Genomic DNA, 26,374 nt, shown 5'->3' on the forward strand with positions numbered 1-26,374 from the left:
GGCCGTCGTCGCGCCCGTGGTCGGCGCGCCCCGCGCGCAAGTCTGGCGCGGCCGCCGGACCGAACCGGTCTTGCGCGAGCCGGCCGGCCAGCCCCCGGTCGGGCACAAGCCGGTCCTGCGCGACCCTGGCGGGCAGCCTCCGCCCGGACCGCCGGTGTTGCGCGACCCGGTCAGGCCAGAGCCGGCCCGCGCGCTCCCGGCCGAGCCCGAGACGCTCATCGGACGCGCCTTCGTGCGGCGGCCGCCCGCGCCGGACCAGACCGGACCCGCGCCCGAAGCGCCATTCGAAACGCGCGCCCCGGACCAGGGCCGCCGGACCGGACCGGTCTTGCGCGAGCCGGCCGGCCAGCCCCCGGTCGAGCACAAGCCGATCCTGCGCGACCCTGTCGGGCAGCCTCCACCCGGGCCGCCGCTGTTGCGCGACCCGGTCAAGCCAGAGCCGGCCCGCGGGCTCCCGGCCGAACCCGAGACACTTATCGGACGCGCCTTCGTGCGGCCGCCTCCCGATCCGGACCGGACCGAACTGATGTCCGAACCGCCCTTGGCGGCCCGTACTCCCGATCCTGACCGTACCGAACCGGCGCCCGCATCGCCCTTCACGCGGGCGGCGCACGACCCTGACCGGACCGCACCCGATCCCGCATCGCCCTTCGTGCGCCGGACACCCGATCCGGAGCGTACCGACGCGCCTCCCGAACCGCCCATCCTGCGGCGCATGCCGGATCCGGAGCGCAGCGAAGCCCCCCCCAAGTCGCCATTCGTGTGGCGCGTGCCCGATTCGGAGCGGCCCGAGCTGCCCCCCGAACCTCCGCCTGTGCGGCCCCGTACGGAAGCGTCCGCGCCACCGGACCGTTCCTCGTTTTCCAGTCAGCAACCCGACCTCTCGATCCAGTTTCCGGACGAAACCCTGCCGTGGACCGAACGCTGGGGCCGCAGGCTGTTCGGCTGGTGCGCGGTGCTGCTGGTGGCCGGCGGCGTGATCGGCGGCGGCGCGTGGGTGTACCGCGAGACGCAGGTGGAATCGGCGCTGGCCGTGGTCGCCGACGAGTCCACGCCGTCCCCGCAACCGGCGCCCGCGGGTCCGGCGGCCGCAACTCCCGAGCCGACGGCGGAGGCGCCGCCACCCCTGGTCATGCTGCCGCGCGAGCCCGCCGTTCCCGCTCCCGCTCCCACCGCCCCGCAAGCGATGCCGCCGGCGCGACAGGTTGCAGAGGCGCCGCCGGCCGCCGCCACGGCGCCCGCGGTCGCTGCGACCGAAGAGCGCAAGCCGCCGCGCGCAACGCCGAAACCGAAGCCGCAGCCGCAGCCGAAAGCCGTGGCGAAGAACCAGGTGAAGACGCCGCCGAAGACCGCGGCCCGCAAGCCGGAGCTCGCGCGCGCCGTCCCCAAGCGCACGCCGGCCGCGCCGCCGCGCCGCGAGCCGCAGCGGACGAAGGATAGCGCGGAGCCCACGCCGGAACCGGACGTGATGCGCGCCATCGCGACAGCCCGGCCGGTCGGGCGGCCGGCCGACAAGTCGCCCGCCGCGACCCAGCCGGGGGCGGCGTCCGGCGAGCCCGCGCAGGACGAGGCCACGCTGGCGGAAACCCTGCGCCAGTGCCGGGCGGCCGGCTACCATGCGTCGCTGTGCGTGAAGCGCGGCTGCGTGGCCACCAAGTACGGGCTGGCCTGCCGCGGATGAATATCAGGACGCGTCGCCGCGCCAGGCGATGCGGTTGCGGCCCGCCTGCTTGGCGCGGTACAGCTGGGCGTCGGCGGACTCGAACAGCTCGTACTGCTGCTCGATGCTGTCGGCGGTGAGGGTCGCGCCGCCCACGCTCACCGTCAGCACCGGCGCCACGGACGAGGCTTCGTGCGCGATCATCAGCTGGGCCACGGCCTCGCACATCGCCGCCGCGACCATGCGCGCATCATGGGCCTCGGTCTCGGGCATCAGGAGCACCAGCTCTTCGCCGCCATAGCGGGCCGCGAGGTCGGCCGGGCGGCGCATGGCGGCGCCGGCCACCCGCGCCACCGAGCGCAGCGCGCGGTCGCCGGCCGGATGGCCGTAGCGGTCGTTGTACTGCTTGAAGGCGTCGATGTCGAGCAGGGCCAGCGACAGCGGACGCCCGGTGCGGCGCGCGCGCTGCCACTCGAGCGCGTACATCTCGTCGAAGCGGCGGCGGTTGGCCAGCTCGGTCAGGCCGTCGATATTCGCGAGCCGCTCGAGCATGCGGCGCTGGCGCACCACCTGCAGGTGCAGCGCCACGCGCGCCATCACCACGGTCGGGTTGAACGGCTTGACGATATAGTCGGACGCGCCCATCTTGAGGCCGTTGGCCTCGTCCTCCGGCCGGTCCAGGCCGGAAATGAAGATCACCGCGATCTGCGCGGTCTGGGGATCGGCGCGCAGCTGGCGCAGCACTTCGTAGCCGTCCATGTCCGGCATCATCACGTCGAGCAGGATCAGGTCGGGCGCATGGCGCATCGCGCGTTCCAGGGTCTGGACGCCATTCCTGGCCAGCAGGACCGTGTATTCCGGCTTCAGCAGGTCGCCCAGCACGTCGCGGTTGACCGCGTCGTCGTCCGCGATCAGGACTTTTTGGCTCTCCACCACGTTCATGCGCTTCCTTCCATGCTGAGTTCCAGGTCCGCCGCCAGCGCGGCCAGCGGCGCGAGCGCCGCCTCGTACTCGATGTCCTGCACGGCGCGCCGCAGCGGCAGCAGCGCGCCGGCATGACTGGTTCCGGCGAGCAGCGCCTCCAGCTCGGACAGGGCGTCCTCGGCGCGCGCGTCGTCGTCGCGCAGGTAGGCATCCAGGCGCGCCACCACCGTGGCCAGGGCGGCCGGATCGGCCGCGCGCGGCAGGGCCGAGGCCGCCAGCTGGGACAGGCCGGCCAGCACCACCTCGGCGGCCGACACCAGCGCCGGGACCAGCACGCCGAGGTAGTCGAACTGGCCGGCGCGCAGCTCGTGCTCGACCCGGTTGGCCGCCGCCGCCAGCTCGAACGCGCCCACGTAGGCGGCGCTCGATTTGAGGTTGTGCGCCAGTGACTGCAGGCGGACGTGGTCGCCCGCGGCCAGGGCGTCGCGCAGGATGGCCGGGGCGCCGGCGTACTCGCGCACGAAGCTGCCGGCGCGCTTCTCGAGGCGGCTGCGCTGGCCGTCGACGTTCTCCAGGGCCTGGCGCCAGTCGATGCCGGGCGCCGGCGGCAGGGACGCGGCCGTGTCCGGCGCGCCGGCGCGCGCCTGCGCGGGTAGCGGCGGCGGCAGCGCCCGGCCTTCCAGGCGGGCCGGATCGATCCACTTGAGCAGGGTGCAGAACAGCAGGTCGGGGTCGATCGGCTTGGTCACGTGGTCGTTCATGCCGGCCGCCAGGCTCTTGGCACGGTCGCTCGGCAGCGCGTGCGCCGTCATCGCCACGATCGGCAGGCCGGTCAGGCGCGGGATCGCGCGGATCTGGCGCGCGGCGCTCAGGCCGTCGACCTCGGGCATCTGGATGTCCATCAGCACCAGGTCGTAGTCGCCGTCGCGCGCCATGCGCAGCGCCTCGGCGCCGTTGAAGGCGACATCCACCTGCATGCGCGCCGCGGCCATGAAGTCGAGCGCCACTTCGCGGTTGTTGGCGTTATCCTCGGCCAGCAGGATGCGCGCGCCGTCCAGGCGCGGAATGTCGGGCATGCCGGGCGGGCGCGCGGGCGCCTGCGGGGCCTCCGGCGCCGCCTGCGGCTGCAGCACCTGCAGCAGGCTGTGGTACAGCAGGGCCGGGCCGACCGGCTTGTGCAGGAAACCGTCGAGCGGCAGCTCGCCTTCCTGCTGCAGCACCGATTCGCGGGTGCAGGCGCTGACCATCAGGATCGAGGGAGGGGCCGCGCGGCTGGCGTTGCCGCGGATGCGGCGGATCGTCTCCATGCCGTCCAGGCCCGGCATCAGGTAATCCATCAGCACGATCTGGTAGGGCTGGCCGTCGCGGCCGGCGTGCTCCAGCGCCGCCAGGGCCTGCTCGCCCGAGGGCACGGCCTCGGCGCGCACGCCGAAGCCCTGCAGCATCTCGACCAGCACCGCGCGCGCGGTGGCGCTGTCGTCGACCACCAGGGCGCGCAGGTCCTGCAGCGCGGCGTGGCGCAGCGCCGGTGCGCCGTCGGCGCCGGCACCGGTCCCGAGCGGCACCGTGAAGCTGAAACGGCTGCCCATGCCGGGCGTCGAGCTGACCGTGATCGTCCCTCCCATCAGCTCGACCAGCTGGCGCGAGATCGACAGTCCGAGGCCGGTGCCGCCGTACTTGCGGGTGATCGAGCTGTCGGCCTGGCTGAAGGACTGGAACAGGCGGCCGAGCTGGGCGTCGGTCATGCCGATGCCGGTGTCGCGCACCGTGAAGCGCAAGGTGGCTCCCTGCGGCTGCGGGTTCTCGATCTCGACCGAGACCACGATCTCGCCGCGCTCGGTGAACTTGACGGCATTGCTGGTCAGGTTGATCAGGACCTGGCCGATGCGCAGCGGGTCGCCCACCAGGCGCTGCGGCACCCCGGGCGCGACCCGGAAGATCAGTTCGATGCCCTTGGCGTCGGTCTTCAGGCCGACCAGGCTGGACAGGTGTTCGAGCATCTCGTCGAGCTCGAAGGGCACCGACTCGATCTGCAGCTTGCCGGCCTCGATCTTCGAGAAGTCCAGGATGTCGTTGATGATGTGCAGCAGGTGCTCGCTCGCGCCCAGGATCTTGCTCAGGTAGTTGCGCAGCTTCGCGTTCGGCTCGCCCATCAGGGCCAGGCGGCTCATGCCGATGATCGCGTTCATCGGCGTGCGGATCTCGTGGCTCATGTTGGCCAGGAACTCGGACTTCAGGCGCGCGCCCGCTTCGGCGCGCAGCATCGCGGTCTGCATCGCCTTGGTGCGCAGGCCGAGGATGCGCATGAAGACGAGCATGTCGAAGGTGCTGCCGAATTCCAGCGTGTGCATGGTCCAGAAGTTGGCCGGCAGCTTGCCGTTGATGACCTGGGCCGACAGCAGGGCGGCCGAGAAGCTCACCGCCCAGCCGACCAGGAAGTAGCTGCCGACCGCGTCGCCGGCGCGCGCGCGGCGGTAGGCGCCGGGCAGGCCGAACAGCATCGGCATGATGCCCAGGGTGCCGACGATCGCCACCAGGTAGCGGTGGTCGATCAGGCCGGCGCCGAAGCCGGCCGCGCTGACCACGCACAGGACCGCGAAGGTCCGCATCAGGCGGCTGAACTTGCGGTCCAGGCCCGGGCGGGCCAGCGACTGCTCGACGAACAGGTAGGCGCCGCAGGACGCCATGATCGAGGCGAGGCCGGCGCCATGCTCGCTGAACCAGGCATTCCCGCGCCACAGGTACTGGTCGGCGATGCCGAACCAGCAGGCCGAATACAGGGTGACCGCGCCGACCAGCAGCGCGTATTTGCCGAACAGGACTTCGCGCAGGGTGAGCCATTGGGCGAAGCTGTACAGGAACAGGCAGCAGCCGAGGCCCAGGATCAGGCCCTGCAGCATTTGCTCGTTGAGCGAGACCGGATGGAATTCGTCGGGCTGGTAGAAGCGGATCGGCAGGATCGTCGGGCCCTGGGTGCGGACCCGCAGCAGCACGGTGTGCTCGGCGCCCGCGGCGAGGCGCACCACGACGGCCGGCACCCGGCCCTTGAGGGCCCAGTCGCCCTGGCGGTCGGCGCGGCCGGCGGAACCGACCATGCGCAGCACGCCGCCGCTGACGGCATACACATCGAGGTGGTCGAGCAGGCCGAAGTCGACCTGCAGCACCCAGGCCTCGGGCGCGCCCTGCGGCACCGCCACCGGGATCTTCACCCAGGTCGCACCCGGCTGCATGCCGAGGGTGGCATAGGCGGTGCCGGGACGGACGAAGCGCTCGCCGGCGGCCAGCGCCGCGCGGGCGTCGAGGCGCTCCTGCGGATCCTTCAGGACCGTCAGCGCGGGCCAGGCCTCGGCCTGGCGCACGCCGCCGCCCAGCTGCACCGGCGCCGCCAGCGCCGCCAGCGGCAGCATGGCCAGCAGCAGCACGAGCACGGCGCGCAGGGCGGCGCGGGCGGAAGCAGTCGGGAAGCAGGTCGTCATCCGTGTCCTTGGTTCGTGTGCGGGCGCGGCCGGCCAGGCGGGATCAGAAGCGGTAGTCGACGCGCAGGTCCACCGTGCGCGGGCTGCTCGGCACGGTCATGCCGAAGCTGTCGATCGCGACCGGCTGGACCTTGTTCTCCAGGTTGCGGGCGCGCAGCAGCACGCTCCAGCGGGCGCCGTCCGGCCGGTAGCCGAGGGTGGCGTCGGTGGCGGTGCGCGACGGGATGCCGTATTCGAGCAGCTGGCTCGGCACCGCGATCACGTAGGCGCCGCTGGCGCGCGCGAACACGCCGGCCGTCAGCTGGCCGCCGGCGAGCGCGAAGCGGTGGTCGTAGCCGAGCGTGAACACATGGCTCGGAGCGCGGTCCAGCTTGCGCCCGGCCCACGAGCGCACCCCATCCGGCGAGTAGCGGTCGTAGTGCGCGTCGAGCAGGGTCATGCCGTAGCTCAGGCGGCCGGCGGCGCCCACGGCGAGCTGGCCGTCCAGTTCCAGGCCCTTGACGCTGGCCACCCCGGCATTCGTGGTGATGAAGCGCGGCGCGCCCTGCAGGATCGCGACGCCCGACAGCTGCAGGTTGGTATAGTCGTAGTGGAAGGCGGCCGCGTTCAGGGTCGCGCGTCCGTTCCAGAAACGGGTCTTCAGGCCGGCCTCGTACGAGCGCAGGGTCTCAGGCTGGTAGTACAGCTTGTCGGCCGGGACGGCGACGGCGGCCGGGCAGGCGATGCCGAGCGCGCTGGCGCCGGCGATGCAGCCGTCGTTGAAGCCGCCCGCCTTGTAGCCGGTGGCGACGGTGGCATAGGCCAGGGTCGCCGGCGCCAGGTCGGCTTCCGCGCCCAGGCGCCAGGTGGTCTTGTGGGTGGCGAGGGAGGCGGCATTGAGCAGCGCGCGGTCGGTCGCCGGGTTGAACACGGGACCCTGCTGGAAGTTGGTCGAGCCGACCCGCGACTTGTCGTCGTGGGTGGCGCGCGGGCCGGCGCTCAGGCGCAGGCCGGGGGCCAGGCGCCAGGTCAGCTGGCCGAACGCGGCCTTGCTCTGCGACTTCGTCGGGCCGGACGGGAACACGTAGTAGGGCGGCAGGCGCAGCAGCTCCAGGCCGCGGAAGCTGTACACCGTGTGCGACTCTTCGCTGAAGTAATAGATGCCGGCCTGGGCGCTCAGCACGGCCTGGTCGTCGGTGGCGATGCGCAGCTCGTGCGAGTCCTGGGTATTGCGGCCCTCGTACTGGTTCAGCACCCCGATCGCGAACGCCGGCGTGATGCGGTAGTAGTAATTCTGCAGCATGTCCTGGTCGAGCTTGCGGCGCGCGCCCAGGTAGTACAGGGTGGCCGGACCCAGGTCCCAGCGCAGGTCGGCCGACAGGCCGCGCGCGCGCTTGTCCTGGTAGCCCTGCTGCGGGGCGATATTGGACGGGCGGAAGGCGTTGGTCAGGCGCTGGTCGGTGGTGCCGGCGCGCCAGGCCGGCGCGCCGCTCGCGATGCCGGTATAGAAATTCGTGTCGGGAACGAAGCGGTCGTTGTTTTCCGAGGCTTCGCTGTGGTCGTAGCGCACCAGCAGGCTGGCGTCGCGACCCAGCGCCAGTTTCGCCGACAGGCGCGCATTGCGCTCGTCGCGGTCGTAGCCGGGCGCGTGCGGCGTGCCCTGGCCGTTCTTCAGGTACGGGTCGTGGCGGCGCTCGGCCAGCGCGGCGCGCAGCGCCAGCGCCGGGCTGACCGGCACGTTGAACACGCCCTCGAGCTTGCGGCTGCCATGGGTGCCTGCCTCGAGCGCGACCATGCCCTCGAGGCGTTCGGTCGGCCCGTTCGAGATCACGTTGACCACGCCGGCGGTGGTGTTACGGCCGTACAGCGTGCCTTGCGGACCGCGCAGCACCTCGATGCGGTCGACGTCCAGGAAGCCGAAGGTCTGGCCCACCGGGCGCGCGACGTAGACGCCGTCGAGCATGAAGGCGGCCGAAGGATCTCCCTTGTCGGTGGCGTCGGCATTGCTGACGCCGCGGATGGTGATGCGCAGCCCGTCGGCCGCCTGGTCCAGGTGGACGTTCGGCAGGCGCGCACCCAGCAGGCTGGCAGTGTCGGCGCCGGCCCGGGTCAGCTGTTCGCCGCTCTGCACGCTCATCGCGACCGGGGTGCGCGAGACCGGCGCCGGTGTGCGCTGGGCGGTGACGATCACTTCCGGCACGTCCACCGATGGCGCGTCCTCCGCCCTGGTTCCCTGCTGCGCGTGCGCAGTCCCATAAAACATGCTCGATACAGCCGCTGCCAGCAGCGTCGGGTTCATGCGCCCACGCTTTACATTCATTCAACCAACTCCCGTGTCCTGTCAATACTGTCGCATGGAAAAACGACAGCGTCCCCGTTTTTGTTATTAAATGGCAATCAAAATCCTGCCAGGGGATGTGAATCCGACCAGTCTAGCAGAGCTTGATTATAGGAAATAGTGTTTCCCTCGATATCAGACGAATATATGGCTGTAGAGCAACGAATCGACCTGGGCGGCAGCGCGGGGGACAGCCATTCGTGCGCCGCAGGACGGGCGCTTGGCCTATTTTTTACCGACTAAAAGTGCGCCGGCGGGTCGCGGCGCGCAGGAGGAGACCGTCTTGAACCGGATACTGAGAACCAGCGTCGGCGCACTCCCGCTCGTCCTGTCGCTGGGGGCGGCCGCCCAGCAGGCCAGCTTCAGCAACCCGCTGGGACTGCGCCTGGAAGACGGCAGCCTGGCGGAAAGCTGCGCCGACCCGTCGCTGCTGCGCGACCGGACCACGGGCAACCCCGTGTGGTACCTGTACTGCACCACCGACCCGGTCAGCCGCAAGGAACGCGACGGCAAGGGCTGGCGCTTCCGCCTGCTGCCGGTATACCGCTCGTCCGACCTGGTCAACTGGTACCACGTGCGCGACGCCTTCGCCGAGCGGCCGCGTGGGCTGGCCTCGCCCAGGGCCGGACTGTGGGCGCCGGAAGCGGTCTACATGAACGGCAATTACTACCTGTATTTCACGATCACCGACACGGCCGACGCGCACAGTCCGGAAAAGGGCTGCGCCCACGACAGCGCCATCGGCGTGGCCACCAGCGCCTCCCCGGCCGGGCCCTGGAAACCCGCGCCCAAGCTGGTGGTGCCGCCGCGTCGCGCCGGCAGCGGCTGCAACTTCCACTGGACCTTCGATCCCGACGTGGTGGAGACCGGCCAGGGCGAGCGCTACCTGTACTACGGCAGCTATGGCGGCGGCATCTTCGTGCAGCGCCTGGCGCCGGACGGGCTGTCCACCAGCGGCGCTGCGCTGCGCATCGGCGCCGCCAACCGCTACGAGGGAGCGGAAGTGGTGCGCCAGGGCGACTGGTGGTACCTGTTCGCCTCCGCCACCGACTGTTGCGCCGGCCCGCTGACCGGCTACGCCCTGTACGCCGGCCGCGCCCGGACGCCGCAAGGGCCGTTCCTGGACCGCCAGGGCAACGACATGGCGGCCGCGCGCGCGGGCGGCACGCCGGTGCTGGCCCAGAACGGCAACCGCTGGGTGGGCCCCGGCCACAACACGGTATTCCAGGACGTCGCCGGCCAGTGGTGGACGCTGTACCACGCGGTCGACCGCAACCAGCCCTTCTTCAGCGTCGAGGACAAGCTGACCCGGCGCCCGGTGCTGCTGGACCGGGTCGAATGGGTGGATGGCTGGCCGCTGGTGGCGCGCGGCGAAGGGCCGTCGGACACGCCGCAGGTCTCGCCCGCCGTGCGTCCGGACGCGGCCGGCGCCGAGGCGCGCCAGCCCGCGCGCACCCCGGCCGCCTCGCCCTTGTGGACCGACCGCTTCGAGCGCAGCCGTCTCGATCCGCGCTGGGACTGGGTGCGCCAGGACGGCGCCGGCAGCTGGGCGGCAGGGCAGCCCGGCCTGCGCATGGCGACCCAGGACGCCGACCTGCATGCGGACACCAACAACGCCGCGCTGCTGGCCACCCGGCTGCCGGCGGGCGACCTGCGGATCGAGACGCGCCTGCGCCTGGACGCGCCGCTCGACTGCTGCGCCAAGCCGGTGCAGGCGGGACTGGTGGTGATGCGCGACGACGACAACTACGTCAAGCTGGTCGAGCTGGCCCACGACGGACTGCGCCAGGTGGAGTTCGCGAAGGAGCTGGGCCCGGTCGAGCGCGGCTACCCGCGCTACGGCAATACCGTGGTCGGCACGCCGGGCGAGTGGACCTGGCTGCGCCTGGACGTGCGCAGGTCGGGCGCGGAAGAGCGCTACACCGCCTGGTCGAGCCAGGACGGCGTGCACTGGGAGCGCGGCGGCACCTGGATCCACGCACTGGGCGATGCGGCGCGCCTAGGCCTGGTGGCGATGGGCGGCGCCGGCCATGCCGTCACGTTCAGCCGGCTCACGGTCTCCCGCCTCGGTCCCTGATGCGGGCGCCGACACCGCGGGCGTGGCATGCAGGCGCACCGACCAGGTGACGCCCGCCACCAGCAGCGCGATCGCCGCCAGCTCCAGCGCGCGCGGGCCATGGCCGCGGTAGACGAAGCCGTACAGCAGCGCGAACAGGGTCTCGAACAGGATCAGCTGGCCGGCCAGGGTGACCGGCACCCGGCGGCTGGCGACGTTCCACAGCTGGTTGCCGATCACCGAGGCGCCCAGCGCGAGCGCGGCGTTGCAGGTCCAGAACAGCTGCCAGTCGCGCTTCGGGGCCGCGGGCGCATCGCCGGCGCCGCCCAGCAGCAGGGCCGCCGCGCCCAGCGCCAGGGCCAGCACGCCGGTCGCCAGGCCGTACAGGGCCGACCATTCGGCGCTGCTGAAATGCGGATTGCGCTTGAGGTAGCGGGCGTTGTCGAGCGCATACCAGCTCCAGCACAGCAGGGCGCCGACCGCGCACAGCAGGCCCAGCACGATGTGGCCGCCGGTGGCGGCGCTGGGGTGGGCGAAGGCGTCGACATTGATGCAGGCGATGCCGGCGCCGACCAGGGCCAGCGGCAATGCCAGGCGACGCAGCGCCACCGCGCCGTGGTCATTGCGTCCCAGCAGGGTGACCACGACCGGCAGCAGGCCGATGATCAGCGAGGTGGGCGCGACCCCGGCGTACTGGACCCCGACCGCGAGCAGCATGTAGTAGACCAGGTTGCCCGCCAGCGCATGGCGCAGCAGGGCGGCGTAGTCGTCGCGCGCCAGGCGGGCCGACAGGCTGCGCAGGCGCGGCAGCAGCAGCGCCAGCGCCATCGCGCCGTAGGCGACATAGCGGCCGACCGCCAGTTCGAGCGGGCTGAAGGCGGACAGCAGCTCGGGGACGATGAACACCAGTCCCCACATCGCACCGGCCAGCAGGCCGCACAGCACTCCGATTCCCATCCGTGGTACACCCGCAAAAGGATCGATTCTAGCAGGGACGGGCGAATGGAAGCGGAGGGCGCCGTCCCGGGCCGCGATTGGACCATGCCCGGAATGCCCGCCATGCGGCAACGCACAGCATCAAAACCTCCCCGGATGATAATTATTTGTTAGTATTAATTCATTAAGGTAAGAATTGTTGAGGAGACAAGCTTGGCGTACACCCCCATGCGCCTGGCCGGAGCCCTGCTGGCGACACTGCTCAGCACTCCCGCGCTGGCACAGGTCGAGGTCCGGATGTGGACGCTGCTCAGCGGCGGCGATGGCGCACGCATGCGCGACCTGGTCGAACGCTTCAATGCCAGCCAGCGCGCGGTGCGGGTGGTCAGCACCACCCTGAAGTGGGGCGAGCCCTTCTATACCAAGCTGATCACGTCGTCGGTGGTCGGGGCCGGGCCGGACCTCGCCACCGTCCACCTGTCGCGCATGGTCAACCTGGCCGGCGGCGGCGTGCTGCGTCCGATCTCGCCGGTCGAGCTGGCCATGGCGGGACTCAACGGCGAGGACTTCTACCCGCGCCAGTGGCGGAAGTCGCACTACAAGGGCGTGACCTACGCGATCCCGCTCGACCTGCATCCGCTGGTCCTGTATTACAACAAGGACCTGGCCGGCCGCGCCGGCCTGCTCGACGCCGAGCGCCAGCTCAAGCCGATCGAGGGCATCGACGCCCTGACCGATGCGTTCCGCGCCGTGCGCCATGCCACCGGCCGGCCCGGGATGACCATGGAAAGCAGCCAGAGTTCGTACGCGGTCTGGCGCCTGTGGGTATCGATGCTGGCCCAGCGCCAGGTGCCGCTGATCCAGGGCGGCCGCTTCGCCTACGGCGCCGCCGGCGAGGAGTCGCTGCGCCGCATCAGCGGCTGGTTCGCCGACGGTTATGCCCAGGCGGGGCTGGACTACCCGGCCTCGACCAGCCAGTTCATGGGCGGGAATGCCGGCTTCATGATCAACGGCGTCTGGGAAGTCCCGGAAATGGTGCGCGCCGCCCGGCGCGGCACGCTCGGCTTCGAGTACGGCATCGCGCCGCTGCCGCGCATGTACGGCAACCAGAGCGTGTGGGCCGATTCGCACGCGTTCGCGATTCCCGCCAACGAGGGCAATCCGATGCCCGCGGCGAAGCTGAAGGCGGTGCTGCGCTTCGTGGCTTTCGTGAGCAGGAATTCGCTGGGCTGGGCCGAGGGCGGGCATATCCCGGCCTACCGTCCGGTGGCCGAATCGCCTGAAGCGCGCGCGCTGATGCCCAACGCCCTGTATGCGGACGTGCCGCGCCACGTGGTGTACGACCCGGATGCCTGGTACATGGGCGCGGCCGGCCCGCTGGAGGCGATGGCGTCCAGGTTCATGCCGGCGGCGCTGTCCTCGCAGCTCACTCCCGCGCAGGCGCTGCGCATGTTCGAGACCGAGGCGGCGCGCCTGTTGCGCAAGCGCCCGCCACGCTACTAGAGGATCCAGGATGCGCTTCGACGTCGTTTCTCCCTCCGCTGTTCCTGCCGCTGGCCGGCGCGGCGAGGCGCTGCCCGCCGCGCTGCTGCTGGCGCCGTTCGCGCTGGTGTTCGTCCTGTTCTTCCTGCTGCCCGCGCTCCAGACCTTCTACCTGAGCCTGACCGAGAGCAGCCTGACCCGCACCAATGCCTTTGTCGGCCTGGCCAATTATGCGACGCTGGTCCGGGACCCCTCGTTCTGGGCGGCGCTCGGCCACACCTTCTATTTCGCGCTGCTGACGGTGGTGCCGCTGACCGCGCTGGGCCTGGTGATGGCGCTGCTGGTCGACCGCTACGCGCGCACCCGCTCCTGGCTGCAGGGCGCCTTCTTCCTGCCCTATGTGCTGCCGATCTCGGTGATGACCCTGATCGCGGACTGGATGATGCAGCCCTCGTCGGGCGTGGTGAACCATGTGCTGGGCCTGCAGCGCGCCTGGTTCGCCGACCTGGCCTGGGCCATGCCGATGGTGGCCATCTTCACCATCTGGTGGACCGTGGGCTTCAACATGCTGATGTTCCTGGCCGGCCTGCGCAACATCCCGGCCGACCTGTACGAGGCGGCGGCGCTGGACGGCGCGCGCGGCTTCACCCTGTTCCGCCACATCACCTGGCCGGCCTTGCGGCCCGTGGCCGCGATGGCGATGATCCTGCAGCTGATCGCCTCGATGAAGATCTTCGGCCAGACCTATCTCCTGACCACCGGCGGACCCTTCAACACCACCCGCGTGACCCTGCACTACATGTACGAGACCGCCTTCACCCAGAGCGACGCCGGCTACGCCGCCGCGATCGCGATGGCCTTCGTCCTGATCGTGATCCTGCTGTCGCTGTCGCAGGCGGGCCTGCTGCGCTGGCTGGCGCGGAGGGATGCATGAAGCCGCGCGCGAACCTGGCCTGGAGCCTGCTTGGTGCGCTGCTGGCCGTGCTGCTGGCCGCCATCTGGGTGGCGCCGCTGCTGTGGGCGCTCAGCACCGCGCTGCGCCCCGAGCACGAGACCGTGTCGGCGGTGTTCCGCTGGCTGCCGCAGGACTGGACCGTGGAAGCCTTCGCCAGGGTGCTGGCCGCCGGCAATGTCGGGCGCTGGCTGTTCAACAGCGCCCTGGTCGCGCTGCTGGTCACGGTGGCGACGATCGCGCTTTCCGTGATGGCGGCCTATGCGTTCTCGCAGCTGCGCTTCCGCGGGCGCCAGCTGCTGTTCGGGCTGGCGATGCTGGCCTTCCTGGTGCCCTTCGAGGCGCTGCTGGTGCCGCTGTTCCGGATGATGAACCAGCTGCGCCTGATCGACAGCTACGCCGGCATCGTGCTGCCCCAGGTGGTGGCGCCGGTGGTGATCTACGTATTCAAGGGCTTCTTCGATGCGATCCCGGCCGAGTTCCGCGAAGCCGCGGTGATGGACGGGGCGGGGCCGCTGCGCATCCTGTGGAACGTCTACCTGCCGCTCGCGGGGAACATCGTCTGGGCGATGGCGATCGTCACCTTCATCGCGGCCTGGAACAACTTCCTGTGGCCCTTCATCATCGTGACCTCGAGCGACATGATGACGATCCCGCTCGGACTGACCCAGACCTACGACGCGTTCGGCGTGCGCTATGCGCAGCTGATGGCGGCGGCCCTGATCGGCGCGCTGCCGGTCGCATTGGCGTATGTGCTGTTCCAGCGCCGCGTCACCCACGGCTTCCTGGCCGCCACCGGCCTGAAGGGCTGAACCGAAGAAGCAAGGAGGAGCGCTTATGGCGAATGTGCGCCTGTACGGCATCACCAAGGAGTTCGAGGACAACAGCGTCATCAAGGGCATCGACCTGGACATCGCGGACGGCGAGTTCGTGGTGCTGGTCGGCCCCTCCGGCTGCGGCAAGTCGACCCTGCTGCGCATCATCGCCGGCCTGGAGGAGGTCAGTTCCGGAGTCGTGGAGATCGGCGGCGTGGTCTGCAACGACGTCGAGCCTTCGCGGCGCGGCATCGCCATGGTGTTCCAGAGCTATGCGCTGTACCCGCACATGACGGTGGCCGAGAACATGGGCTTCGCCCTGAAGCTGGCCGGCACCCCGCGCGACGAGATCGGGGAGCGGGTGGGGCGCGCGGCCGAGATCCTGCAGATCGGCCACCTGCTGGACCGGCGGCCGAAGGCGCTCTCCGGCGGCCAGCGCCAGCGGGTGGCGATCGGGCGCGCGATCGTGCGCAAGCCCGGAGTGTTCCTGTTCGACGAGCCGCTGTCGAACCTGGACGCCGCCCTGCGCGGCCAGACCCGGGTCGAGCTGGCGCGCCTGCACCGCGAGCTGGGCGCCACCATGATCTACGTCACCCACGACCAGGTCGAGGCCATGACCCTGGGCCAGAAGATCGTGGTCTTCAACGGCGGCGTCATCGAGCAGGCCGGCACCCCCCTGGAGCTGTACGAGCGGCCGGCCAACCGATTCGTGGCCGGCTTCCTCGGTTCGCCGCGCATGAATTTCCTGCCCGGGAACCTGGCGGGCGAGGAGGACGAGACCGTGCTGGTGCGCCTGGCCTGCGGCGCCATCGCCCGCGTCGAGGCCGACGCCTCGAACGCGCCGCCCGGCGCCCGGGTCGAGCTGGGTGTGCGCCCCGAGCACCTGCGCATCGCCGCCGACGGCGAGGAGCATGCGTTTCCCGCCGAGGTGGCGCTGGTCGAGTACCTGGGCGACGCCGCCATCGTGCACGCGGCGGTGCCGGGCGTGCCCGACATGGTGGCGCTCAAGTGCCGCGGCGATTGCCCGGCGCCCTTGCGCGGCGATCGCATCCGCCTGGTCGTCGACGCCGCGCGCGCCCACCTGTTCGACGAGCACGGCGCCGCGTTCGCCCGCGCGCCGGCGCGGCCGTGAGCGCGGACGCCCGCGGCGGCGCCGTTGCCTGAAGTGCAGCACGAAGGCGCGAAGTGCGTTATCGTTGTTCCACCATGCAGGCGACCTATACCAACCCGGTGTATCCGGAAATCATGGCCGATCCCTTCGTGCTGCGCCACGATGGACGCTACTACGCCTACGGCACCGCGCCCGGGGACGGCGACGGCTGGCGCTTCCCGGTGCTGGTGTCGAACGACCTGGTGAACTGGGAGCGGGCCGGCTACGCGCTGCACCTCGAGGGCGAGGACCATTTCTGGGCGCCGGAAGTCGCGCTGGCGGACGGGAAGTTCTACATGTACTACTCGTCGGGCGACGTCGAGGGCAAGCACCAGCGCCTGCGGGTGGCGGTCGGCGATCGTCCCGGGGGGCCGTTCGCCGATTGCGGCGTGCTGCTGGTGCCGGACCAGCCGTTCTCGATCGACGCCCATCCGTTCCGGGATGCCGACGGCCAGTGGTACCTGTTCTACTGCGTCGACTTCCTGGAGCAGGACGGCGACCACCGGATCGGGACCGGCATCGTGGTCGACCGCATGCTGTCGATGACCGAACTGGAAGGCAAGCCCAGGCTGGTGGCGCGTCCGCACGCCGACTGGCACCTGTTCCTGCTGCAGCGCTCGATGTACGACGCGGTCTACGACTGGCACACGGTCGAAGGGGCCTCGCTGCTGCGCCATGAGGGCAGGTATTACTGTTTCTACAGCGGCGGCGCCTGGGAGCGCGAGAACTACGGGATCAGCTACGTGATCGCGGATCACCCGCTCGGGCCCTACCGGCGGCCAGGCGGGACCGAAGCGGCGCTGCTGATGCATTCCCTGCCGGGCCAGGTGGTCGGCCCGGGACACAACTCCTTCACCGCCTCGCCGGACGGCAGCCAGACCTGGATCGTGTACCACGCCTGGGATGCGGGCATGACCGGGCGGCGCATGTGCATCGACCGGCTCGACTGGATCGGCGGCCAGCCGCGCACCGCGGGTCCGACCTGCACGCCGCAGCCGGCGCCGTCCGGCGCCTGAGCGCTCAGCCGGGCGGCAGGGCCGGGGCGCCGGCGGCGATCAGTGCGCGCAGCGCGCCCAGGGGCATCGGCCGCGCCAGGTAGTAGCCCTGGGCCTGATCGCAGTCGGCCGCGCGCAGGAAGGCCAGCACCTCGGCCGTCTCCACGCCTTCGGCCACCACCGACAGGCCGAGGGCGTGCGCCATGTCGACGAAGGCCTTGACGAAATCGAAGGTGGTGATGGTGTCGTCCTGCTGCAGCACGAACGAGCGGTCGAGCTTGAGCACGTCCATCGGGAAGCTGCGCAGGTAGGCCAGGCCCGAGTAGCCGGTGCCGAAGTCGTCCACCGCCAGCAGCAGCCCGAGGCGCTTGAGTTCGCGCAGCACCGAGGCGGTCTGCTCGAGGTCCTCGATCAGCGCGCTTTCGGTCAGCTCCAGCTCCAGGCAGGCCGGATCGAGTCCGGTGCGCGCCAGCACCTCGCGCACTTCGTCCACGAAACCCGGCTGGGCCAGCTGGCGCGCCGAGACGTTGACCGAGACCCGCACCGGGCGGCCGAACTCCGCGACCAGGGCGCAGGTCGCGGCGCAGGCCTCGGCCAGCACCCAGCGCCCGATCTCGACGATCATGCCGGTCTCCTCGGCGATCCCGATGAACTGCTGCGGCGGGACGCGGCCACGTTCCGGATGGTTCCAGCGGATCAGTGCTTCGACGCCGTACAGTTCCATGCTGCGCAGGTCGACGCGCGGCTGGTAATGCAGCTCGAACTCGCCGCGCGCCAGCGCCGGGCGCAGCGAGGTCTCGAGCGCCATGCGCACCTGGGCCGCCGCCGTCATCTCGGGCTCGAAGAAGCGGTAGCCGTTGCGGCCGGCCGCCTTGGCGCGGTACATCGCGGTGTCGGCGCTCTGGAACAGCAGCTCGCGGGTGGCGGCGTCCTGCGGGTACATGCTGATCCCGATCGAGGCGCCGACGATTATGTCCTGGCCGCCGACCTTGATCGGCATGGTCAGGGCCGCCAGCAGGTTCTCGGCGATGCGGCTGGCCCCGGCCCGGCCGCTGGCGCACCAGGCGCTGACGACGAACTCGTCGCCGCCGAGGCGGGCGATGATGTCGTCCTGGCGCAGCGCCTGGCGCAGGCGCGCCGCCACTTCGCACAGCAGGGCGTCGCCGATCTCGTGCCCGAAGGAATCGTTGACTTCCTTGAAGCGGTCGAGGTCGAGGAACAGCACCGCGACCGCGGCGCCGGATGGGCAGCGCTCCAGCATCTGCCCGATGCGCTCGCCCAGCAGCGCGCGGTTCGGCAGGCCGGTCAGGGTGTCGTGGGTCGCCAGCTCGTGCAGGCGGCGCTCGGCCAGCTTGCGCCCGGTGATGTCGGACATCAGCCCGGTCAGCGAGTGCACGCGCCCCTCCGCATCGCGCTTGATGCTGCCGTTGAACAGCACGTGCAGGTGGTGGCCGTCGCGGTGGCGCAGGATCATTTCCATGCCATGCATGGCGCTGGCGCCGCCGTCCAGGCTGTGCATGGGGAAGGACAGGAACAGCTGGTCCAGGCGCAGGCCGAGCAGCTGCGCGCGCGCATGGCCCGACAGCGCGCACAGCGCCGGGTTGACGTCGCACAGCACGCCCTGTTCATCCGCGACCAGGTAGCCGGACGGGGTCATCTCGATGACTTCGCGGAAGCGCTGCTCGCTGGCGCGCAGCTGGCGCTCGGCTTCCTCGCGGTCGCTCAGGTCGCGGATCACGGCCAGGAAGAAAACCTCGCCGCCGTCCTCGAAGCACGAGACGTGCACCTCGGCGGGAAAAGTCGAGCCGTCCTTGCGGCGTTTCACCTGCCGCAGCAGCTGTGGGTGACCGGCGCGCAGGGCGATCGCCAGGTCGGCCGCGGGCGACTCCATGCTGATCTCCGGCACCTGCAGGCCGACGAACTCGTGCTCGGCATAGCCGAAGCAGGCGCAGGCCTGGCTGTTGACGGCGGCGATGCGCAAGCCGGAATCGACGATCATGATGCTGTCGGCCGCGTGCTGGAACAGGTTGCGGAAGCGCTGTTCGCTCTTGCGCAGCGCCGCCTCGGCCTCGCGCTTGGCGGTGATGTCGTGGAAGTAGACCGACATGCCGTCCTCGTTCGGATACATGCGCACCTCGAGCCAGAGCGAGCGCGGCTCCCACCACAGTTCGAAGGTCCCGGCCTGGCCGGTGGCCATCGCGTGCTGGTAGCGGACCAGCGCCTCGGAGGTCTTCAGGTCGGGCGCCAGGTCGAGCAGGTGGCGGCCGATGCTGGGGGCGATCTCGACCCCGACGAAGGCGCCCGCCTTGCTGTTGGCATAGGTGAGGCGCCATTCGCGGTCGATGGCGAAGAAGGCGTCGCCGATACTCTCGAGCATGGCGTCCAGCCGGTCCTTGGAGCGGCGCAGCTCCTCGCGGTCGCGCTGCTGCCCGGTGACGTCGCGCGCGGTAAAGAACATCCGCTGCATCTGGGCGCACCAGCGCGCCGAGACCGACATCAGGATGGTGGCGCCGTCCTTGCGCACGCAGCGCACGCGCAGGTCGTGCCGCTCGGGGCGTTCGCCGTGCAGGCTGGCCTCGTTGGACAGCGCGAGCGCGCGGTCGTCCGGATGGACGAATTCACTGTGGTGGCGGCCTATCATGTCGTCCGGGGCATAGCCGAGGATGTCGCGAACCGCGGCGTTGACGCGCAGGTAGCGGCCGTCCGGACCGAGCAGGGCGGTCAGGTCGAGCGTGTTGTCGATGAGTGCGGAGTTCTCTTCGGCGAGCTGGGCAAGGCGCGCCGAAGAGTCGAGGGTCATATCCAAGATCATGCCAAAGTGTCACGGCGCGGGCGCCGGGCCGGCCGCGGCCCCGGCGGGACCGTGCAGCTGAGTATGCTGCACCAGTATAGTGCATTTCCCACGGGCAATACTATCGCGGCGCGGCGAAAACGCGACACTTTTGGCGCCGACTATTCGTCCGGCTCTTCGCGATCATGCCTCATGGCGACGAAATCGCGCTCGAACATGGCGTGCAGTTCCTCGTGGGCGCGCTTGGCCAGCGACACGTACTGTTCGCGGTCCTTGTAATAGGGATACACGGCGTGCACGCTCCTGACGTTGTGCTCGCGGAAGCGCATCGAGGCCTGGCGCGCCAGGTAGGCGCCGAAGCCCAGCTGCTCCATGACGCGCCGTCCCATCATCAGCGCCGATTCGAAGGTCTCGCGTTCGATCACGGTCACGCCCAGGTCCATCAGCTGGTAGTAGTGGGTGATGTTCCTGGCCCGCGCCAGCACCGGCAGGTCCGGATACTCGCGGCGCACGGCCTCGGCCAGCTTCAGGCTGTCGGCGACGCCGTCGACCGCGATCACCAGGGCGCGCGCCCGGGCCGCCCCGGCGGCGTGCAGCAGCTCGATGCGCGAGGCGTCGCCGTAGAACACCTTGAAGCCGAACTCGCGCAGGATGTCGATGTGGTCCGGGTCGTGGTCGAGCATGGTCAGCGGCACCTGGTTGGCGTGCAGCAGGCGCCCGACGATCTGGCCGAAGCGCCCGAAGCCGGCGATGATCACGTGGCCCTCGTTGGCGTCGATCTCGTCGGCCTTGCGCTTCCTGCGGCCCTGCCAGCGCGGCTCCAGCACGCGGTCGTAAACGATCAGCAGCAGCGGCGTGACCATCATCGACAGCGCCACCACGACCACCAGCATGGACGCGGTCTCGGCCGAGAAGGCCTGGGCGGCGGCGGCGGCGCCGAACACCACGAAGGCGAACTCGCCGCCCTGCGCCAGCAGGAAGGCGAACAGCACCTGCTGGCGCCCCTTCAGGCCGAAGGTGCGCCCCAGGCCGTACAGCACCAGCAGCTTGATGGCGACGAAGGCGAAGGCCATGGCGACGATGCGCCAGGGCTGGCTGAAGAACACGCCGAAATCGACCGACATGCCGACCGCGATGAAGAACAGCCCGAGCAGCAGGCCCTTGAACGGCTCCAGGTCGGTCTCCAGCGCATGCCGGTACTCGGAATCGGCCAGCAGCACGCCGGCCAGGAAGGCGCCCAGCGCCATCGACATGCCGATCCACTGCATCAGCAGCGAGATCGAGATCACCAGCAGCAGGGCGAAGGCGGTGAAGATCTCGCGCATGCGGGTGCCCGCGATGATGCGCAGGATCGGGCGCACCAGGTAGTGGCCGCCGAGGATCAGGGCGGCGATCACGGCGGCGGCCTTGAGGGCGCCCTGCCAGCCGCCGTCCGGGTGGGCGTCGCCCGCGCCCAGCACCGGCACCAGGGCGATCATCGGGATCGCGGCGATGTCCTGGAACAGCAGGATCGAGAAGCCGGCCTGGCCGGCCGGGGTCGGCAGCAGGTTGCGTTCCTGCATGGTGGTCAGGGCGATCGCGGTGGACGACAGCGACAGGCCGAGCGCGGCGATCACCGCCACCTGCCAGGGAATCCCGGCCAGCAGGGCGGCGCCGGCCAGCGCCGCCGCCACCCCGAACACCTGGGCCGCGCCCCAGCCGAAGATCGAGCGGCGCAGCGACCACAGGCGCTGGGGCTCGAGCTCGAGGCCGATCACGAACAGCAGCAGCACCACGCCGAATTCGGAGAAGTGCAGGATGGTCTCGACTTCGCTGATCAGGCCCAGGCCCCAGGGACCGATGGCGATGCCGGCCAGCAGGTAGCCGAGCACGGCGCCCAGGCCGAGCTTGCGCGCCAGCGGCACCGCGACCACGGCGGCCAGCAGGTAGACCATGGCATTCGACAGGACGCTATGCTCCATGGGCCGCTCCTGGAACAGGGAGCCGTGCGAGGTGGCCGGCCAGCAGGTCGCGCAGTTTCAGCGCGTGGGCATCGGCGGCCCTGGCGTCGGCGCGGTCGGCGCTGTAGGAGATATGGGGCGCGATCCAGCGCATGCCGCAGGCGCGCGCGGTCTGCTCGAGCGGCAGCAGGTAGTCCGTCATCGGGTGGCCGTGGCGCTCGCCGGGCTGGTAGTCCTCGGGATTGCTGTTGCAGGCGACCGCCGCCCAGCAGGACTTGCCGTGCAGGCGCCCGCTGCCGTCGGCCACCGCCCATTCGGGCCGGAATACCGTATCGAACCATTCCTTCAGCAGCGCCGGCATGCCGTACCAGCCGATCGGAAAAACGAATACCAGCAACTGGGCTGCCTTGACCAGCTCGCGTTCGGCGCGGGCGTCGATAAAGAAATCGGGATACAGCTGGTACAGGTCCTGGACCTGGACGCCGGGCAGGCTGCGGGCAGCGTCGCCGATGCGGCGGCTGATGCGCGAGCGGTGCAGCGAGGCGTCGGCGAAGACGACGAGGGCTTGGGGAGGGGTCGGCATGCGCTTGCGTTACAAATAAATAATCATTGCTTGATTGTACATGGCTCTGTTCGCGTTAAATCTGGAAACCCATCGGCCAGCCGTTACCGAACTTGCTGTCGTGCCAGGCCAGTGTTGCGCACGATACATTTATGATGTTTCGGAAATAAGTCCGAAATATTACAATTGCGGCTTTAACAAAAACGGGCCTCCAGCATGGCGCATCCGGCACTGACTCCCTCCCGGTCCTTCGCCCAGGGCGGCGGCACGCTCGGCAAGATCATCGACGCGTTCGACTGGGGCGCCACCAGCCTCGGCCCGCTGGCCGGATGGACGCCGGTGCTGCGCACGACGGTCGACCTGATCCTGCGCTCGCCGGTGCCGATCGTCACCCTGTGGGGCGAGGACGGCGTCATGATCTACAACGACGCCTATTCCGGCTTCGCCGGCGGCCGCCATCCCCGGCTGCTCGGCTCGCGGGTGCGCGAAGGCTGGCCCGAGGTCGCCGACTTCAACGACAACGTGATGAAGGTGGGCCTGGCCGGCGGCACCCTGAGCTACACCGACCAGGAACTGACCCTGCACCGCAACGGCCAGCCGGAACCGGTCTGGATGAACCTCGACTATTCGCCCATCGTCGACGAGCACGGCGCGATCGTCGGCGTGATCGCGATCGTGGTCGAGACCAGCGCCAAGGTGCGCGCCGAGCGCTACCTGAGCGGGGAACGCGGACGCCTGCGCAACATGTTCGAGCAGGCGCCCGGCTTCATGGCCATGCTGGCGGGTCCGGACCACGTGTTCCAGCTCGCGAACGAAGCCTACCTCGGCCTGGTCGAGCGCCACAACGTGCTGGGCCGGCCGCTGCGCGAGGCGGTGCCGGAAGCGGCGGAGCAGGGCTTCATCGCGCTGCTCGACGAGGTCCACCGCACCGGCAAGCCGTATGCCGCCGGCGAGGCCGGGATCTGGCTGGCGGGCGCCGACGGCGTGCGGCGCCTGCACTTCGTCGACTTCGTGTTCCAGCCGCTGCGCGGCGAGGATGGCAAGGTGCTCGGCGTGTTCGTGCAGGGCAGCGACGTCACCGAACGGGTGCGGGCCGGGCGCGCCCTGCGCGAGAGCGAGGCGCGCTTCCGCACCTTCGCCCAGGCGATGCCGAACCAGGTCTGGGCCGCCGACGCCGAGGGGGTGCTGAGCTGGTGCAACCGGCAGGTCCACGAGTACACGGGGCTCGGCTTCGAACAGCTCCGCAGCGGAAGCTGGTCCGGCATCGTCCATCCGGTCGACCTGCCCGCGGTGGATGCGCGCTGGTCGATCGCGGTCGCATCGGGCAAGGCCTACGAGTGCGAGCTGCGGATGCGCCAGGCCGACGGCGGCTACCGCTGGCACCTGGCGCGCGCGGTGCCGCTGCGCGGCGACGACGGCGCGGCCACCGGCTGGATCGGCACCTGTACCGACATCGAGGACCAGAAGACCACCGCCGAGCATTACGCGGCGCTGTCGAACGACCTGGAAGGCAAGGTCGCGTTGCGCACCGCGGAGCGCGACCGCATGTGGCGCCTGTCCAAGGACATCCTGCTGGTGGCGCACTTCGACGGCACGGTGGAGGCGATCAGCCCGGCCGTCGGCGCATTGCTGGGATGGTCGGACGCCGACATCGTCGGCCGCAGCTTCCTCGACCTGGTGCACCCGGACGACCGGGCGGCGACCGTGGCGCAGATGGAGTCGCTGGGCCGGGGCGGCTATGTCTACAAGTTCGAGAACCGCTACCGCCGCAAGGACGGCAGTTACTGCCTGCTGTCGTGGACGGCGGCGCCTGACGAAGGCTACATCCATGCGATCGGGCGCGACATCACGCTCGATCGCGAGCAGGCGGAAACCATGCGCCGCACCGAGCTGGCCTTGCAGCAGTCGCAGAAGATGGAAACCATCGGCAAGCTGACCGGCGGCGTGGCGCACGACTTCAACAACCTGCTGCAGATCATCTCCGGCAACCTGCAGCTGCTGCAGATGGCCGGCAAGGACCGCGGCGACGGCGCGCGCTGGATCGAGAGCGCCCGCTCGGCGGTGGAGAAGGGCGCCAAGCTGGCCAGCTACCTGCTGGCCTTCGGGCGCCGCCAGCCGCTGGAGCCGAAGGTGGTCAGGATCGGCCGCCTGGTGTCGGGCATGGAAGACATGCTGCGCCGCGCGCTCGGCGAAGAAATCAAGATCGAGATGGTGATCTCGGGCGGGCTGTGGACGACCGCGGTGGACGTGGCCCAGGTCGAGAACGCGCTGCTGAACCTGGCGATCAATGCGCGCGATGCGATGGATGGCGCGGGCCGCATGACGATCGAGGCGACCAATGCGGTGCTCGACGATATGTATTGCCGCACCCACGTCGACGTGCTGCCGGGCCAGTACGTGCGGCTGGCGGTGAGCGACACCGGCCCCGGCATGCCGCCCGAGGTGCTGGGCCGCGCCTTCGAACCCTTCTTCTCGACCAAGGAAGAGGGCAAGGGGACGGGCCTGGGCCTGTCGATGGTGTACGGCTTCGTCAAGCAGTCCGGCGGCCACGTGAAGATCTACAGCGAGCCGGGACAGGGCACGACGGTCAAGATCTACCTGCCGCGCAGCACCGGCGCCGAGGAGCCGATCGGGCCGCTGGACGCGCAGCCGCTGGCCATCGGCGGCAGCGAGACCGTGCTGGTGGCCGAGGACGACGAGGCGGTGCGCGCCACCGTGGTCGAGATGCTGGGCCAGCTCGGCTACCGCGTGCTGAAGGCGGCCGACGCGGCCCAGGCGCTGGTGGTGATCGAGAGCGGCGTGCCGATCGACGTGCTGTTCACCGACGTGGTCATGCCTGGAACCCTGCGCAGCGTCGACCTGGCGCGCATGGCGCGCGAACGGCTGCCGAACCTGGCGGTGCTGTTCACTTCCGGCTATACCGAGAACGCGATCGTGCACGGCGGCCGGCTCGATCCGGGCGTCGAACTGCTCGGCAAGCCCTACACGCGCGAAAGCCTGGCGCGCCGCATCCGGCAGGTGATCGCCAGCCAGAAGAAGCCGGCGGGCGAGCGCGGCGCCGCACCGGAAGCGGCGGCCACGCCCGGCCAGGCGGGCCGCTACCGCATCGTGCTGGTCGAAGACGAGGAAGGCATCCGCATGAATACCCAGGTCCTGCTCGAGCATCTCGGGCACGAGGTGCGCCCGGCCGGGGACGCGGAGGCGGCGCTGGCGCTGATCGACGGCCGCACCGACATCCTGATCACCGACATGCAGTTGCCGGGCATGTCGGGCGATGCGCTCGCGGCCCGGGCGCGCTCGACGGCGCCGGCGATCCGGATCATCTTCGCCACCGGTAACGGCGAAGTGAACAACTGGCCGGATGCGGTGGTGCTGCGCAAGCCGTATGACCTGCAGAGCTTGATGCGGGTGCTGGCGGAGCGGCCCATGGCGGCCTAGCAGCCGGCCCCGGGATTCAGCCCAGCGACTCCCATGCGGGGAGTTGATGCTTCTTCCTGCCGTAGGCGTAATAACAGGCCATCGACAGGCCGAAGCACAGGCCGCAGAACATGGCCACGATCACGGCGACTGCCGGGTTCATGCCATCCGCGCGCCAACGAAAGAACCACATGAATAGTCCCCAGCAGGGAGCGAACCAGGCGGCGGTGATCAGTATCGTGCGCCAGAACGGTTCGAAATGCAGCGGTCGTATTTCAAGCCCGATCCAGCGGAACAGGCGGAGATAGACAGGCTCCGACACGCGCAGGGGAATACCCGCCCGGTGAAGTATGGCAATGGCGCGCTCGCGCCGTACTTTGAAATTCATGTCGTAAGCCGGTGAATGGGAAAGGTAATGGCAAAATCCGCTGCCGAGTAATTCCTTGAAAAGAAAGGGTGCTGAATCGGCGGCGGTACACGTAGTAAAATCAGTATGTATTTTGTCGATGGCAGTTTAACCCTTTTAGCGGATGACTTTAACATGGCACAGATAGACCTGTCGAACTACAATCTCGGCGAGCTCAAAGGCCTGCAATTCGAGATCGAGAAAGAAATCAAGATCCGTCAGCAGCAGGATGTGAAGAAAGCACGCGAGCAGATTCTCGCCATTGCCCAGGAAGTCGGCGTATCCGTCGAAGACCTGGTCCTTAAATCCAAGGCCAAGGCGAAAGAGGGCGAAGTCGTGAAAGTCCGTCCGCAATACAAGAATCCGGCCGATGACGCGCAGACCTGGACCGGCCGCGGCCGGAAGCCGAAATGGGTCGCCGAGGCGCTGGAAGGCGGCAAATCGCTGGATGATCTTAGAATCTAGGAGCCTGGATTATGTCCGGCGGCCGATCCG

The 26,374-nt window shown here is 70.0% G+C and carries 17 protein-coding genes; 9 read left to right on the forward strand and 8 right to left on the reverse strand.

The genetic code is table 11. From position 1 onward, the window contains the following. Positions 1-232 precede the first annotated feature (232 nt). The gene (locus H162_RS0110280) at positions 233-1,681 is read left to right on the forward strand and encodes a hypothetical protein (RefSeq protein ID WP_156885545.1); all 1,449 of its coding nucleotides are present in this window, start codon (positions 233-235) and stop codon (positions 1,679-1,681) included. Between the two features lie 3 nt (positions 1,682-1,684). Here the strand turns inward: H162_RS0110280 and H162_RS0110285 are convergent, their stop codons facing one another. From H162_RS0110285 to H162_RS0110295, 3 genes are read right to left on the reverse strand one after another with little or no spacing between them, the layout of a single operon-like run. Next, positions 1,685-2,602: a diguanylate cyclase gene (locus H162_RS0110285; RefSeq protein WP_020653378.1), complete on the reverse strand. Its 918-nt coding sequence runs from the start codon at positions 2,600-2,602 to the stop codon at positions 1,685-1,687. Continuing rightward, positions 2,599-6,060: a hybrid sensor histidine kinase/response regulator gene (locus tag H162_RS32625; protein ID WP_020653379.1), complete on the reverse strand. Its 3,462-nt coding sequence runs from the start codon at positions 6,058-6,060 to the stop codon at positions 2,599-2,601. Before H162_RS32625 ends, H162_RS0110285 begins: the two co-directional genes overlap by 4 nt. 43 nt (positions 6,061-6,103) lie before the next feature. Further along, a complete protein-coding gene (locus H162_RS0110295) occupies positions 6,104-8,302 on the reverse strand; it encodes a TonB-dependent receptor (RefSeq protein WP_229452007.1) in 2,199 nt (732 codons plus the stop codon). Between the two features lie 358 nt (positions 8,303-8,660). Between H162_RS0110295 and H162_RS30550 the strand changes: the two genes are divergently transcribed. After that, positions 8,661-10,454 carry a family 43 glycosylhydrolase gene (locus H162_RS30550; protein ID WP_020653381.1) on the forward strand — a complete coding sequence of 598 codons (1,794 nt, stop codon included), beginning with the start codon at positions 8,661-8,663 and terminating at the stop codon, positions 10,452-10,454. Here the strand turns inward: H162_RS30550 and H162_RS30555 are convergent. Beyond that, positions 10,377-11,390 (reverse strand): DMT family transporter, encoded by a 1,014-nt coding sequence (locus H162_RS30555; protein ID WP_040787030.1) that lies wholly within the window; start codon positions 11,388-11,390, stop codon positions 10,377-10,379. The two genes, H162_RS30550 and H162_RS30555, sit on opposite strands and share 78 nt — an antisense overlap. 192 nt (positions 11,391-11,582) lie before the next feature. On the opposite strand from H162_RS30555, the gene H162_RS0110310 reads away from it, so the two are divergent. The 5 genes from H162_RS0110310 to H162_RS0110330 are packed head-to-tail and all read left to right on the forward strand — an operon-like array spanning position 11,583 to position 16,784. After that, the gene (locus tag H162_RS0110310; RefSeq protein WP_156885546.1) at positions 11,583-12,872 is read left to right on the forward strand and encodes an extracellular solute-binding protein; all 1,290 of its coding nucleotides are present in this window, start codon (positions 11,583-11,585) and stop codon (positions 12,870-12,872) included. 10 nt (positions 12,873-12,882) lie between these two features. Continuing rightward, positions 12,883-13,785, forward strand: a complete 903-nt coding sequence (locus tag H162_RS0110315; RefSeq protein ID WP_020653384.1) for a carbohydrate ABC transporter permease — start codon at positions 12,883-12,885, stop codon at positions 13,783-13,785. Then, complete coding sequence (locus H162_RS0110320) at positions 13,782-14,615, forward strand: carbohydrate ABC transporter permease (RefSeq protein WP_020653385.1); 834 nt, start codon at positions 13,782-13,784, stop codon at positions 14,613-14,615. The genes H162_RS0110315 and H162_RS0110320 overlap by 4 nt, the downstream gene beginning before the upstream one ends. A 25-nt stretch (positions 14,616-14,640) precedes the next feature. Beyond that, on the forward strand, positions 14,641-15,750 hold the full coding sequence (locus H162_RS0110325) for an ABC transporter ATP-binding protein (RefSeq protein ID WP_020653386.1): 1,110 nt from the start codon (positions 14,641-14,643) through the stop codon (positions 15,748-15,750). A 53-nt stretch (positions 15,751-15,803) separates the two neighbouring features. Then, positions 15,804-16,784: a glycoside hydrolase family 43 protein gene (locus tag H162_RS0110330; RefSeq protein ID WP_026354483.1), complete on the forward strand. Its 981-nt coding sequence runs from the start codon at positions 15,804-15,806 to the stop codon at positions 16,782-16,784. Between the two features lie 4 nt (positions 16,785-16,788). Here the strand turns inward: H162_RS0110330 and H162_RS32630 are convergent, their stop codons facing one another. From H162_RS32630 to H162_RS30565, 3 genes are all read right to left on the reverse strand, one after another. Further along, the gene (locus tag H162_RS32630) at positions 16,789-19,563 is read right to left on the reverse strand and encodes a sensor domain-containing protein (protein WP_020653388.1); all 2,775 of its coding nucleotides are present in this window, start codon (positions 19,561-19,563) and stop codon (positions 16,789-16,791) included. Between the two features lie 152 nt (positions 19,564-19,715). Next, the gene (gene kefC / locus H162_RS0110340; RefSeq protein ID WP_020653389.1) at positions 19,716-21,515 is read right to left on the reverse strand and encodes a glutathione-regulated potassium-efflux system protein KefC; all 1,800 of its coding nucleotides are present in this window, start codon (positions 21,513-21,515) and stop codon (positions 19,716-19,718) included. Continuing rightward, positions 21,505-22,077: an NAD(P)H-dependent oxidoreductase gene (locus tag H162_RS30565; RefSeq protein WP_020653390.1), complete on the reverse strand. Its 573-nt coding sequence runs from the start codon at positions 22,075-22,077 to the stop codon at positions 21,505-21,507. Before H162_RS30565 ends, kefC begins: the two co-directional genes overlap by 11 nt. Positions 22,078-22,272: 195 nt before the next feature. Here H162_RS30565 and H162_RS0110350 point away from each other — a divergent pair, with 195 nt between their 5' ends. After that, positions 22,273-25,494: a PAS domain-containing protein gene (locus H162_RS0110350; RefSeq protein ID WP_020653391.1), complete on the forward strand. Its 3,222-nt coding sequence runs from the start codon at positions 22,273-22,275 to the stop codon at positions 25,492-25,494. 16 nt (positions 25,495-25,510) lie between these two features. Here H162_RS0110350 and H162_RS0110355 read toward each other — a convergent pair whose 3' ends face one another. Next, on the reverse strand, positions 25,511-25,861 hold the full coding sequence (locus tag H162_RS0110355) for a DUF6404 family protein (RefSeq protein WP_020653392.1): 351 nt from the start codon (positions 25,859-25,861) through the stop codon (positions 25,511-25,513). Between the two features lie 153 nt (positions 25,862-26,014). Between H162_RS0110355 and H162_RS0110360 the strand changes: the two genes are divergently transcribed. Continuing rightward, the gene (locus H162_RS0110360) at positions 26,015-26,344 is read left to right on the forward strand and encodes an H-NS histone family protein (RefSeq protein ID WP_020653393.1); all 330 of its coding nucleotides are present in this window, start codon (positions 26,015-26,017) and stop codon (positions 26,342-26,344) included. Positions 26,345-26,374 lie beyond the last annotated feature (30 nt).

It is taken from the genome of Massilia niastensis DSM 21313 (assembly GCF_000382345.1).
Lineage (GTDB): Bacteria > Pseudomonadota > Gammaproteobacteria > Burkholderiales > Burkholderiaceae_D > Telluria > Telluria niastensis.

Bases quoted from the DNA above. Each gene is read 5' to 3' on its own strand.
- H162_RS0110295 (WP_229452007.1), bottom strand. From the start codon at position 8,302: ATGTTTTATGGGACTGCGCACGCGCAGCAGGGAACCAGGGCGGAGGAC.
- H162_RS0110315 (WP_020653384.1), top strand. From the start codon at position 12,883: ATGCGCTTCGACGTCGTTTCTCCCTCCGCTGTTCCTGCCGCTGGCCGG.
- H162_RS32630 (WP_020653388.1), bottom strand. From the start codon at position 19,563: ATGACCCTCGACTCTTCGGCGCGCCTTGCCCAGCTCGCCGAAGAGAAC.
- H162_RS0110325 (WP_020653386.1), top strand. From the start codon at position 14,641: ATGGCGAATGTGCGCCTGTACGGCATCACCAAGGAGTTCGAGGACAAC.
- H162_RS0110320 (WP_020653385.1), top strand. From the start codon at position 13,782: ATGAAGCCGCGCGCGAACCTGGCCTGGAGCCTGCTTGGTGCGCTGCTG.
- H162_RS30565 (WP_020653390.1), bottom strand. From the start codon at position 22,077: ATGCCGACCCCTCCCCAAGCCCTCGTCGTCTTCGCCGACGCCTCGCTG.
- H162_RS0110355 (WP_020653392.1), bottom strand. From the start codon at position 25,861: ATGAATTTCAAAGTACGGCGCGAGCGCGCCATTGCCATACTTCACCGG.
- H162_RS0110350 (WP_020653391.1), top strand. From the start codon at position 22,273: ATGGCGCATCCGGCACTGACTCCCTCCCGGTCCTTCGCCCAGGGCGGC.
- kefC (WP_020653389.1), bottom strand. From the start codon at position 21,515: ATGGAGCATAGCGTCCTGTCGAATGCCATGGTCTACCTGCTGGCCGCC.
- H162_RS0110360 (WP_020653393.1), top strand. From the start codon at position 26,015: ATGGCACAGATAGACCTGTCGAACTACAATCTCGGCGAGCTCAAAGGC.
- H162_RS0110285 (WP_020653378.1), bottom strand. From the start codon at position 2,602: ATGAACGTGGTGGAGAGCCAAAAAGTCCTGATCGCGGACGACGACGCG.
- H162_RS32625 (WP_020653379.1), bottom strand. From the start codon at position 6,060: ATGACGACCTGCTTCCCGACTGCTTCCGCCCGCGCCGCCCTGCGCGCC.
- H162_RS30555 (WP_040787030.1), bottom strand. From the start codon at position 11,390: ATGGGAATCGGAGTGCTGTGCGGCCTGCTGGCCGGTGCGATGTGGGGA.